At 54.6% G+C, this 11,234-nt stretch carries 9 protein-coding genes and 1 pseudogene; 1 reads left to right on the plus strand and 9 read right to left on the minus strand.

Annotation, left to right across the window (positions count from 1 at the left end; all coding sequences use genetic code 11):
• Positions 1 to 76: 76 nt before the first annotated feature.
• The 9 genes and pseudogenes from V1T76_RS15390 to V1T76_RS15425 all read right to left on the minus strand — a co-directional run bounded on the left by V1T76_RS15390 (position 77) and on the right by V1T76_RS15425 (position 10,645).
• Positions 77 to 346 carry a hypothetical protein gene (locus V1T76_RS15390; protein WP_442970139.1) on the minus strand — a complete coding sequence of 90 codons (270 nt, stop codon included), beginning with the start codon at positions 344 to 346 and terminating at the stop codon, positions 77 to 79.
• A gap of 390 nt (positions 347 to 736) precedes the next feature.
• Positions 737 to 2,053, minus strand: a complete 1,317-nt coding sequence (locus V1T76_RS15395; protein WP_330561560.1) for a hypothetical protein — start codon at positions 2,051 to 2,053, stop codon at positions 737 to 739.
• Positions 2,054 to 2,200: 147 nt separating this feature from the next.
• A pseudogene (locus V1T76_RS29055) lies at positions 2,201 to 2,632 on the minus strand (TniQ family protein); the annotation flags it as partial.
• Positions 2,629 to 3,687, minus strand: a complete 1,059-nt coding sequence (locus V1T76_RS15400) for an ATP-binding protein (RefSeq protein WP_330561561.1) — start codon at positions 3,685 to 3,687, stop codon at positions 2,629 to 2,631. The gene V1T76_RS15400 and the pseudogene V1T76_RS29055, both read right to left, overlap by 4 nt.
• Entirely contained in the window at positions 3,684 to 5,894 is a 2,211-nt protein-coding gene (locus V1T76_RS15405) for a Mu transposase C-terminal domain-containing protein (protein ID WP_330561562.1), read from the minus strand. The genes V1T76_RS15400 and V1T76_RS15405 overlap by 4 nt, the downstream gene beginning before the upstream one ends.
• Before the next feature lie 93 nt (positions 5,895 to 5,987).
• Positions 5,988 to 6,809, minus strand: a complete 822-nt coding sequence (locus tag V1T76_RS15410; protein ID WP_330561563.1) for a hypothetical protein — start codon at positions 6,807 to 6,809, stop codon at positions 5,988 to 5,990.
• Positions 6,810 to 7,493: 684 nt separating this feature from the next.
• Positions 7,494 to 9,461, minus strand: a complete 1,968-nt coding sequence (locus V1T76_RS15415; protein WP_330561564.1) for an AAA family ATPase — start codon at positions 9,459 to 9,461, stop codon at positions 7,494 to 7,496.
• 157 nt (positions 9,462 to 9,618) lie between these two features.
• A complete protein-coding gene (locus V1T76_RS15420) occupies positions 9,619 to 9,939 on the minus strand; it encodes a hypothetical protein (protein WP_330561565.1) in 321 nt (106 codons plus the stop codon).
• A gap of 181 nt (positions 9,940 to 10,120) precedes the next feature.
• Positions 10,121 to 10,645, minus strand: coding sequence for a PIN domain-containing protein (locus V1T76_RS15425; protein ID WP_330561566.1), 525 nt, complete (start codon positions 10,643 to 10,645; stop codon positions 10,121 to 10,123).
• A gap of 111 nt (positions 10,646 to 10,756) precedes the next feature.
• Between V1T76_RS15425 and V1T76_RS15430 the strand changes: the two genes are divergently transcribed.
• Complete coding sequence (locus V1T76_RS15430; RefSeq protein ID WP_330561567.1) at positions 10,757 to 11,218, plus strand: hypothetical protein; 462 nt, start codon at positions 10,757 to 10,759, stop codon at positions 11,216 to 11,218.
• The last annotated feature ends 16 nt before the right edge of the window (positions 11,219 to 11,234 follow it).

Here is an 11,234-nt window from a genome sequence, read left to right on the forward strand (position 1 = left end):
GCAATGCGGTCCGATCGCGAATGCTCGAACGGCAAAGGACGTGACTTTGGACCCAATCCTCTTCTGCGCGGAGGACTCATCTATGAGGTTGAGCATCCGTGCAGACGATTTCGCCTAAAACATCAAGGTCGAAGGCGTTGCCGCTCTTACGTAGCTCCGCAAAGAAGGCTTCCTCACCGGGACCTGGTTCCGACATCTTCTCCAGGAACCTCTTCGACCAAACTGCCTTTTCCAGTTCGGTCAGGCAGGTGGTCTCGTGTTCGCCGGCGAGCACTGCTGCTATGTTGGCGTCGTCGAATGTGCCGGGCATTTCGATGGCGAGGCCGATACGTAGCCAATGTGTGATCTGTTCGGCGACCGACCTGCCTCGCGGCGCACGAGCGACATCACATCGTCGCCAAGTTCAATAGACTTAGCCATCGTGAAGGCCTCCATTTAGAAACGAGGGTCGCAATTTGCCCCTTTTACGTCAAGGTAGCGTGCGTCTCGGGTTCATCACGTAAGCCGCCACCCCGTAATCAATCTTGCCAAATTGGGTTGTCTTAAGGCGCTAATACGTGTCCGGACAAACGACGTAATACCTTAGCGTTCCGGGTCATGCCGTATCCCAAACGTGTTCATGGGTTGCTCGGGATTATTCGTGCGGGAAGATGGGGGTTGAAAGCAATGGGAAATTTCAGCCGTTCGATGCCGAACTGAAGCCTGCTGTTACAGGACTTTGGGTCGAATAAAGCACCTATTGGTCCCACATCTGTGGACGTGTTCTTTCGGCTGTGAGAATTTGGCTCCTGTCATATACAAACACGCCAAATCGAGCTGTATCGAATGCCGTCTGGACATCGACTGAATTCAGGATCTTCCGGACCTGCTTGTGATGGAGCCCGCGGTTCCTTGATAATTCACCCAGAGACACATATCTGGCGACAAATGCGTCAGCACTCTCACGGGAGACCACTGGCACCATCCGTCGGGCGTCTGGGCTGTACTCTTCGACCAACTCGAGTTCTCCGGCCTCGATGAACTTCAGGACATGCTTTCCGATCCCGGGAACGTGCTCGTCGATCTGGTGCTTCGGAATACCGGAGCCCTTGGCCTCGCGACGGACCTGCTCAATGACTTCGTCGACGTCGACCAGCAGATTGGGAAAGATCTCCGGTCCCGGAAGCCGTCCCTTCCATTTCAGGTTCCCCTCGAACACCAGGCTCATGATGAAATCGATCGACGTCACGGCCGCTGCTCGCGCTTCCGGAACCGTCATCTGCCGATCGGAAGGTCCAGAAACCATTTCCGCACCATCGAACATTGCCGTCAGCGCACTGGTCACATCCTGAGGCAGGAACTGGTGTTTTGCGTTCGAGCGTTGGTCGGATCCTGTGACGGTTCGCAGATACCCCTGTTCGATCACGCTATTCAGGTAGTGTTTGGGGATCTGCATGCGGTCCATGACAACTGGGGTCGATACTGCCTCTCGCAGCTCCGCGATGATCGTGAGAAGTTTCTCGTTGGAGGCAATGACCCGGTGATCCGGAATGGAGTAGATGTCCATGTCACCATGGAAACCTTCCCGTTCGAATATCTTGCGCATGGTGTTGGCGTGTACGTTGGCGGCCATCGCCGCTGACCGGATGGAGTGGACGGTCTGTTTGCCGACGACATCCCCCAAGACAACTGTGCCGGTCGCAAGCGGCAACGTTTCCATCGCGAACTGTCTGACGGTGTTCCGGAGTTTTTCGTATCCCGGATCATCGGTCGTTTTTCGCAAAACATCATAGACGTGACCATAAGTGTCTCGAAGGCCAAGGACGCCCTTGGTGTTCACTTGCGCGTCGTTCAGCTTCTGGAGTTGCAATCGGATCGACGTCTCACCGTCTCTGGCGATCAGGAAACCGGTCTCTGCGGCTGCTGCCCAATCAACCTCGGTAAGCTGGCTGGTTTTCACCTTCGGTGGATGAAGGGTAGAAACGCCAAGCCCTTCACAGAATGCGATGGCGGCGTATGCCGGAACATCGTCCAGCCATGTGCTCTCGTTCGCGTCTCCCCTGATACGAGCCAACAACCATTTCTGAAATGAGGAAGGGGGCATGGGGCGGGCGTCTCTCGCAAGCTGCTCAAGCTCGGTGCGGTAGGCATCTAGGGTCTTGGAAAAATCGAAATATTGATACCTTTGACGCTTCGGGTCTGTTCGAACCAGAAGGACGTCGTGTTTCGGACAGGATCGTATGGGAGCGAGTATCCATCCCAGCCGCAGCCAAGGGCGGGCGATCACCGGTCCTTCATAGGTTGCATGGTCTTCCCGAACACAATGCGGACAGAACCGAAAGTACGTCCGGTGGATCGAACGGGAGTCGAAGACCTCACCGCCTAAGTAGAAACGCTTTCCTTCCGACGAGCGGACAGGTGTAGAGCGAAGAAGTTCGTTCTCGTTGGTTCCGCCAAGTTGGGCGACTGCCCTGATGGCGCTCTCGTCAGCTTGTTCGAGGCCTCTGGTCGGTATTCCCGTATCTGCAAGGAAATATCGAAGCGGTCGCCCGTTCAGTCGGGCGAGCCGAGAGGCAAAGCCGACCGCGGGCTCCAAATCTTCATGTCGATGGCGGAAACCACATGCGGACCGTGCACGTGGATCTGCACTCATCGGAGAACACCATTTTTATACAGGAATGATCCGGGGTTCAGGTGCTTCCAGTTGTCTATCAGGAACGGATTGCGGTCCGGGTCATCGAGGGTCTCGCTAAGTTCAAAATACGCTTCGATGAAATGTTCCCGGTTCAGGGATTTCGCGTTTTTTGTCAGCGCAACATGAATTGCCGATGTCATGACGGTTGAGATGCGCCCATAGCGGTTGTTCGCAGCGTGGGTAATGCGTTCCGGAATATCGCTTTCAAATATCTCTTCTGCGCCCAGATCGGCCGCTTTTGCGAGCTGGGAAATGATATCCAGGATAATATCCTCGTCTTCTGGAAAGGAGACATCCGGCAAGAGCGCAAACTTGCTTCTCCTTTCGAATTGTTCATCCAGAGAGGCTAGTTCTGTTGTTCGCGGAAGTCCGGACATTATGAAGCTCACAGGCCAGTCGGGTGCATTCATGAGGCCCTTGAGGGCATTCGCGAGGTTCTTGCGTTCGCGGTCAGCCTCCGTCTGCTTCAGCATATGCTGAGTTTCATCAATGTGTATGAGAAGGACCTTGCGGTGTCTCAATTGCGCCGGCAGAAGATCCCAGAGTTCATTCTGTTGGCGGTTGTGGCTCGCGTCATAACCGGCAGCTCTCAGAATGTCGACTGCGAGGGTCTTCAGCGTGCCGGGACCGGATAGGGTTATGGAAATGACCGGGTGGATCGTTCCGATCGAAGTGTTCTTTGGTTGAAGAGCTGGCTCAACACTGAAGAGGTTTTCGATCGCTCGTGTTTTTCCAGCACCGCTCTCTCCGGTGATAAAAAGGACACGTCCATCATCGCGCCTGCCATTCTTTTTGGTCAAAGCATGTTCCAGCAAGCGGCGAAGCTGCTTCGCGAGGAACTTGTCGCGACGGGATGAGACGTAGACGCTCTTCACTCGTTCAAGACGGGGCTTGATGGCGTTGAATTCAGGTGACATGAGGGCGGAGATGCTTTCCAGATAGGCATCGTCGTCTTCGGCACATAACGCATCCCGCTCATTCGTGCCATTGAACGTCTCTATTGCTTTGGTCATTCGTCATCACCGTATTTGTTCATGCCGCCACGATATTTCTGATACTTGTCAGGCGTTTCACCACCAGCTTTGTTCTCGGAAGAATTTCGTTGTCCTCGTTTCTTCGACGAACTGATCGTCTTACCCATCTGCCTTGCAGACTTTCCTGGCGTCTTTGAATAATTGGGCCGTCGAAGAGCTGCTCTTCCAAGCCGGTCGAGCGCTCTAATCAGCTTGTCGTATTGGTCCTGGGTCAGCGCGTCTTCTTCCAAGCCCGCCTTCTTCCGAGCTTCTCGGCTCGTCTCCAGAATTTTCGAGAAGGCTTCGATCCGGATCTCTTGATCGGCTTTCTGAGTTGCTTTGATGATTTCCTTCAATTCGGCTTTGGTGGTGAGGTATTCCGCCAACGTTTGGCCGTTGAAGCCAGTTTCAGGTGTCGGGACGGCCAGCAGGGGAGCGTCGTCGGAAATGCCGAGCTTTGCGCGATGCTCTCGTGATGGTAGGACGAACACCCGGCCGAGATCCAATTGGTCGACGAACACGTCGACGTGGCTGCCTTTGGTCAGTCCGTGGAGCTCCCCTAATTCCTCGCTGACATAACTGATGCCGTGCACGAGAATTCCATGTTTATCGATCTTTCGGGGCACATACAGGCCAAGGCAGGCGGCTAGGTTCTCGCCCGAAATGGGCACAGTCTTCGCGCCACCTGTGAGTTTCTCCCACTGTTGCTTTGGCGTTCGATCTCCAAGACCACGATGAGGTGTGTTGTGATAAACGTCGACGACGTAATGGATCAGTGTCTTGTAAAATATCTCGTAGGTGAGGCTCGCCTTTGCTTCTGAAGCGTAGTCACCGCGTTCGACAACATTCGCGAACGATTGGCCTGTAAACTGGCGACAGTATTTTTTCAGACCCCGGAAGAAGGCTTCGATTGTTCCTCTTTTCCGCGGATCTTTCTCCGGTATCTGCTGGGGGATTCCGAGGCGGGCCAAAGATGCTGAGAAACTTCCGCGGAAGGCGGGGCCGCCATCAGAAACGATCCTTCGGGGGCGCCCGTGCATCGGCCACTCGTTCTTTGCGCCGGCCCAATTTCTCAGATCATTTTTGTCGGTGAGGATGCGTCTGACTGCTGCCTTGGACGTTGCCGTCGAGGGACTACGCGGGCTGACGTTGAGGCCGACGATGCATTTCGTCGCGACGTCGATCGCGGCCGTCACCGTACACCGTGCTCTTTCAACTTTCTTGCGTTCGGCAGGCGACAGTTGCGACCAGACACTGGTTTCCTTCAAGAGGACGAACAAGTCGGCTTCCCAGTCGTCGATCTCGACCCGTTCCATGTATTTCCTTATCTGCATTCCTCGACCAACGACCGCATATCGCCTTGTTGCGCGGTCGATGCCCTCTCTCCCGGCATCCTTGATGAAAGGTGGAATTTTATGGATATGGCGACGGACGGTCTTGTAGCTAACCGAGAGAGCTGGTTTGTCTTTCCTCTCTTGGTTTAGGTAGAACAGGCGTTGCTCTACGTCCCAGTAAATGTCGCACATTGCAGGTTTGCTGGCACTCGCATAGCGTTTGACGCACTGCTCTATAACCTTGCCGACGACTTCATCGAGCTGATTTCGGTTTCCGCAACGATGATAGTTTGTCTTGAAAGCTTCCGCCCGCTCGTCGAATTTGCGGTAGTTTCGTAGCCAATTACGGAGGGTGCTGGCACTCGGATATGCGAACTCCTTGCGCGTGCCCGTTCCAGCTATGATGCGGCCCTTTTCCGGACGTTCGCCGTAGATCTGTACGTACCAATCGTACATCGGACCTTTCCGGCTCTCGATGAAATCACCCAGTGACTTGAGGGACATGGTCGGCCGGTTTTCGATCTTCGATTCCAAACGGGCGTCATTGAAGCGATCGCACCATTCTTTTTTCCAGAGAATGGCCCTCAGTTGCTTCTCGTCGCAGTCATAGAGGTTGGAGGTATCGTTGCGAGCTTTCAGTTTTGCCGCAGTCCGGGCGAAGTAGTCATGTTCGCAACGAAGGCGATGCGTACGCAAAAGCGTAGCGATCTCTGTGTCTGATTTTATGATAAAATGGTTTTCGACAATGTCGCCGTTGACCAACTGCAAAATGTGAGAACGATTGTCTTTTCCGACTGATCTGTAGTGGGCGCTGTCGATGACAATCCGGTCGTGAGGTGTGAATACAAAAGGGCGATACTGTGCGTTACTCATAACAAACTCAAGAACAACCAATGGGCATGCTCGCTTGGAGCATGCAACCTAATTGGTGGTGTTGATTATCTGATTAACGTTGGCGCTCAAAATCTACGCGGCAAATTTACCAGTGTTGATAAGAGCACTGTGGACGTCGATCGGCTCATGGTCGTACAGCTGGAGAACTCCAGACTGAAGCAGAGCAATGGATGCGATTTCTGCCGATCTGCCGAGACCTGTGAACATGCCGATTTCGTAGGGTGTTACGACATCAGGCATGTCTGGCAATGCGTCGATCACTGTCTTCCGCGTTGCAGAATTGCTCTCCTTTGCTGATTCGATGATCTCTTCGGCATTCTCAAAGTCGAGGATGTTGATGTCCTCTTCAGTCATGATGACGAAATCATCAGCGATATGCTCGTTGTCATAGTCGGCAATCGCTTGGACAATCTCCTTCAGTTCAGATCCTTCGACATCCTCATCGTATTTCACGAAGACCGCGCGTCTCAAACCGCAATTGAAGTGCTGGATAACATCAATGGTGTGATCCTTCAGAACACCGTTCCGTAGATAGCGGACCTTCTGTTGCTCCAGCACGGCGACCACTTCTTTGTCGACGATCGAGACGGTCAAAACCTTCATTTCGATGTCACTCTCGTACCAGATTTGCCTAAAGCGGAATGGATCGATGACGAAACCGACGGACGAACCACGGTCCTTTGGGGGAATGCTCCTCTGGGCGACGCTGGGGTCGCAGACAAATGCCATTGCTGGAATTTCTTCAGAATAACTGGAAACAACCTCGGTATGGAGCAGTCCGGGCCGGATCCGGAGTGACCGGCGGCGGCACGGCCGCGCTGGTGGGCCGGGAGCTTCATAAGTTCCAAAACTTCCTGGTTGTTGTTGTACATGACTGCGTTCCAATTTCTGCACCGGGCCACCCGACGATCGGGCTCCGGCAAATGGCAAGTCCCAGGAACCAGGCGAAATCCGGTGCGGCGAGGGTTGGCTGTGAACGCCGGCCTTTGCCGCGGAAGGAAGTCGCAGATGGACCGGGAAAAAGACGTACGGCTCCGGTCTGCGTCACCGGTGGTGACGCAGTCGAATGGAGGGGTGTCTTTCATCGGAAATTCAGACGCGGAGAGGACACCTCGGATCACACTCGCCCGGTGGGCGAGTGTGACCTCTGCGTCAGGAAATCCGCGCCGAGTTGACCGTCAAAAGGATGACGGTTGAAAATGCTGTCAGGTGGAATGTGCCAAGTTCATTCTCCTCGTCTACAAGCGGCTGAAGCCGCAACCCCGGAATTGGGGATACGTGAGGTTCGGCCAGTCGATCCCGGAGGGAACCGACGGGTCTGAAGTCACGCTATCGAGCGAGGAGTTTCGTAGGCGGCTTCGGAAGGTGCCGGATACGGATAAGAGATATTCATGTTGGCTGCCTCCTTTGTCTTGCTGGCAACGGCCAGTCAATGAAGCCGATCTCAGTAAGCACGGGAGTGCTTTCCGAGGGACGCGCCTCCTATCATGCCTGCTGTCGGGGCGACAGCGATACCCGGCCGAATGGGAAATCATTTGCGAATGGGGTCGGCGCAATTTGATTTGATTAGCGGACATTTCAAATCTCCAGGGCAACCGGCGTCTCGACGCGCGCACCAGCTCCCTCAAGCAGACGTGCGATATCGCCCCTCGAGAGTTTCTTCCTTTCAAGGAGGGATCTTGAGAATTTTCGGAGGAGGGGCTCATTTTGCTTAAGGAGTTCGGCCACTTCCTTCATCTGCTGCTTGAGGATGTCGTCGCACGCCTTGGCGAAACCGGTATCGAATTTGAGGATCTGACGAAGTTTGTCTCGGGCACCTTCGCTCCGGAACACGAGATTTTCTCCAACTCCGGAACTCGCCAGCAAGCGGGCGGCCAAGAAAGTAGCGTGATCGAGATCGGACCCCGTTGCGACGCCCGCACCGTCGGAAGGAACTTGAAGTACGAGATTTTCTGCGGCATGTCCGGCAAGAGCCACCGCGATCTCATTGAGATAGTCCGAACGCAGCTGAAAGGCTCTTTCCTTCCTGATGAGAATGGTTTCGCCGCCGCTCAAGGCAGTTTCGCCCGCATCCCTGCGATAGAACTCCTGGATCGAAACCGCCACAGGCATGATGTCTTGTAGACAGTAGGCCGCGATTACATGACCAGCCTCATGGACCGCGTAACGTTCGAGCTCGATAGAGCTGGATTTCCTGACGGTGCCAGAGAGCTGCTCCAGCACCTGGGTGCTTTCGATAGCGGTTCCCGATCGTCTCACTTTCCGGCGCGTGTCACGAGCAAGGCGTTCAAGATCCGCCCCTGTCCAGCCTTCGGTCCGTTGACCGATTTCAAGCAGCGTTTCTCCCGGAAGTTCAGTCCCGAGGTATTTCGCGAAGATTTTCTGCCGCGCAGCCAGATCAGGTGGATCAATGCGGATAACTCGATCGAGCCGTCCCGGACGGAGGAAGGCGGCATCGATATTCTCCAGGGAATTGCAAGCCCCGATTACGACGACGCCTTCACGCGGTTCGGCGCCATCGATGAATTCCAGCATGCCGGTGATGACGCGTCTGAGGTAATCTCCATGCTCAGAAGATAGTGACGCCCGGTTTCCGATCGCGTCGAACTCATCGACGAACAGAATGGCCGGGGTATTCTTTCGAGCTTCGCTGAATGCACGACCGATTGCTCGAAGCATGTCGCCGAGATGTCCCTTTGCCTGAGTCTTGGCGAGTGAGCACTCTACGAAATTTGCGTTGCAGGTTACTGCGAGTGATTTTGCGAAGCGGGTTTTCCCGGTTCCAGGCCTTCCCTCCAGAAGCGCGCCTCGATCAACATCGGACCAGGACAGGACTCCGCTCTTCCAGTCGGTGAGGTCTCGCGCCAGTTCAAGGCCCCACGCTTGCGCTTGTCCGTATCCATGCGTGTCTTCTAAACGTGGTGCGGGGTCGTTTTTCGCATCGATGGGTAGCCGGGAGGTACTAGCAACCGTCAAGGCGTCGAGCAGCGCGATGGCAGAGCCAATTGGGCGGTTTCCACGAAAGGTGGTTCCGAGGTCGGTCAGACTGTTTGCGATCAAGCGTTGGCAATCAACTTTCGGAAGGCGATGACATTTCAATAGGAAGATGGCTGCGCCTATATGGATCGGATCCTTCCGGATCTCGATAACGTTCTCGGCGACGCTCAAGAAGTTGTCCGGCATGGGATGTTTGGGTGTTCCGATTGCTATGAGCCGTTGGTGATCTTCGATGCTCCTGGAAAGAGAGTATTCCTCGAAGGGAACACGCCTTCGAAATTTTCCGTCTTCCGGTTCGTCGAGAAAGTAATGAAAGCTTGGGCCGACGTTCTTTTTCCAGGCGCCATTTTCCGTCCGCTGGAGTTCGATCTCCAGAGCGGTCTCGTAAATCTTGGTGTCGATGTCATCGGGTAACAGGACGCCAATGATGTAGGCGTCCCGGTTTCGGATTCCGGGAGCGTGGCGAAGCGCTTGCCGAACAGCCATGCGGGCAATGAGAAGACCGGTGTTCGTCGGGCGCTCCAACGCCCGGATTGTGGATCTGTTCATGAATGTGCTCTTGGACAAATGGCGTCGTTCCGTGCGCGGCCGATTACGGACAGGCACAGGAGACTGCGGATTTCGAGATGCGACGTGATGTTGCTTCAGGCGGCGTCAGATGGCCGGCGCAAGTCGTCCTTCCGGACAGAGATTGCGCTCATGATTTTCAGCGTGGCTGGCGGCCTATGGACAAGCTTTCATCGACGTGTCCGTCGAGGCGGGTCCAACCGCTGCTCACCAGTGCCCAGGAACGGTCGTCCGTTATGGCGAAGACGGGCTGGAGAACCGTTATGTGGTTCAGGGAACCGATAATGGCGGGGTGAGGGAGTAGAGTGCGGCTCCAGTTCGAAATCACCGGAGCGGCGGGGAGATCGGTGCCGGTCGGGTGGCCGATCCTCTGAAATGCCCGAAGGTCTTTGGCGAGCGAGAAAAGTGTTTCCGGATCAAACGGAGTGATGTGCCGGAAGTTGGATACGAGATTGTTCATGACTTGCAGGGTCCATGCTCAGAGATACGACGTATCTCGACTGCGAACGAAGTCCATGCAGTCGAGAATGTGAAATGGGAGAGGAGCGCCGTATGGCGCCTATTATCGCCTCATCGGCATTGGCGTCTTGGTTGCGGCGTGTAGTGTTCATAACGGTCATTATCAATTTTCCTTCGGGTGGTCAGTGGAAGGTGGTTGGCGAGATAGGGGTCTCAAAGACGTTTGTCTGATCGATCGGGTTGAGTATTCCGGGCAAGGGGAAGTATCGGCCGATGAGCTCGAAATCGGAGACGTTGCGGGTGACGACGCAGGCGTCATGGGCGATAGCGGAAGCCGCGATCGCGAGATCCTGACAAGGCCGGGGCCGTCGACACCTGGGATCGTTTATCCAGAAATGCTTCAGTGCCTTCTCCGAGGTCATCTCGGCATGAAGCCTGACTGCGCGTCTCGTCATGGGTAAAAAGGGAAGCTTGCAGCTGATCAGCTCCTCGAACCAATGGTCCAGCTGCGCGGCCTTTTGAGGATTCACGTCTCTCAGCCGATGAATCCCACGCTCGATTTCCAGCGCAGCCCCATAAGGCACGTGGAGCGTGTCCGGAGAGACCTTAGTTAACCAGTTACGCAACGAACTGTCCTGTTCGCACGGATCCTTGGCGAGCTCACTTAATATAGAGGTATCAACGACATATAGGTGTTCTACGGGCATCGTTCCGGGTCCTGCGTTTGCGGCAGAACCGGTTTTTCCGGAACTTCCCGGACAAAACGTTAATGAGAGCGATAATATTGTCAGAAATGACAGTTAGGGCGGTTTCTTGGTATGGAAAAGAAAGACACGATCAAGCAACGAAATTTGCTGAGGCGTAAAGCTGAACCGGGCCATTGGAAAGGCGAGGTGATAGGGATTAGTTCAGTTTATTTCGGTCAGGAGGTTCAGGATGGACCGCCTAGGCAATCGGTTGAATTTTCTTACGTGATCCTGTCGGCAGCCTTGAAACATCATGATGCTGATGAGATTTGGCCTGCGACAATCGCTGTTGTGGCGCCTACGCCATTAAAACCTGAGGTCCAGGACGCCGGTTTTTTTCATCAGACGGCCAATTTTCCGCTGCTGAATCTTGAGCTTAATGTTACTCGGCCACAGTTTTCGGATCTGGTGAGGTCTTTCGAAAATGGCATCCCGAAGAATCTGCATTTCACCGTTGAGAAAAAAGCAGATGGATTGTGGCCAATTCGGTCGTGGGGGATTACGGCGAGTACCGGAGTGCGTCCAAGGCAATAAACACCGTTCCGCAGAA

The organism is Roseibium sp. FZY0029 (genome assembly GCF_036350355.1).
In the GTDB taxonomy this organism is placed as follows: domain Bacteria; phylum Pseudomonadota; class Alphaproteobacteria; order Rhizobiales; family Stappiaceae; genus Roseibium.

Excerpts from the sequence above, each read along its gene's own strand:
- V1T76_RS15420 (WP_330561565.1), bottom strand. The coding sequence starts at position 9,939 with ATGAACAATCTCGTATCCAACTTCCGGCACATCACTCCGTTTGATCCG.
- V1T76_RS15415 (WP_330561564.1), bottom strand. The coding sequence starts at position 9,461 with ATGAACAGATCCACAATCCGGGCGTTGGAGCGCCCGACGAACACCGGT.
- V1T76_RS15430 (WP_330561567.1), top strand. The coding sequence starts at position 10,757 with ATGGAAAAGAAAGACACGATCAAGCAACGAAATTTGCTGAGGCGTAAA.
- V1T76_RS15425 (WP_330561566.1), bottom strand. The coding sequence starts at position 10,645 with ATGCCCGTAGAACACCTATATGTCGTTGATACCTCTATATTAAGTGAG.
- V1T76_RS15405 (WP_330561562.1), bottom strand. The coding sequence starts at position 5,894 with ATGAGTAACGCACAGTATCGCCCTTTTGTATTCACACCTCACGACCGG.
- V1T76_RS15400 (WP_330561561.1), bottom strand. The coding sequence starts at position 3,687 with ATGACCAAAGCAATAGAGACGTTCAATGGCACGAATGAGCGGGATGCG.